Consider the following 501-nt stretch of genomic DNA (forward strand, 5'->3'; position numbering starts at 1 on the left):
GATCGGCACCCTGGTCGAGCGGACGAGCCGGTTCACGATGCTGATCCACCTGCCTCGCGAGGACGGATACGGTGTCATCGCACGCACCAAGAACGGACCCGCTCTCGCTGGCTACGGCGCGGTGACCATGACCGACGCGCTCACCCGAACGCTGCGCCCGCTGCCGCCGCCGCTGCGTCGATCGCTGACCTGGGACCGGGGCAAGGAATTGTCCGACCACGCACGGTTCACCGCCCGCACCGGCGTCGAGGTCTACTTCGCCGATCCGAAGAGCCCATGGCAACGCGGCACCAACGAGAATACCAATGGCCTTCTGCGCCAATATTTTCCGAAAGGCACCGACCTCTCTCGCTGGGGTGCTCGAGACATCGCTGCTATCGCGCACACGCTCAACTCCCGACCCCGCAAAAGCCTCGGCTGGAAGACGCCCGCTGAAGCCTTCACCGAGCAGCTACGATCGCTCCAACAAACCGGTGTTGCGACGACCGATTGAATACGGCT

Annotated in this window: 1 protein-coding gene; it reads left to right on the top strand. The window is 64.5% G+C overall.

What is annotated here, in order from left to right; all coding sequences use genetic code 11:
* On the top strand, positions 1-493 hold a 493-nt coding region (locus ON27_RS29250), incomplete at its 5' end, for an IS30 family transposase (RefSeq protein ID WP_043734729.1).
* Positions 494-501: the final 8 nt, after the last annotated feature.

Source organism: Nocardia asiatica NBRC 100129, assembly GCF_000308415.1.
Classification (GTDB): Bacteria; Actinomycetota; Actinomycetes; order Mycobacteriales; family Mycobacteriaceae; genus Nocardia; species Nocardia asiatica.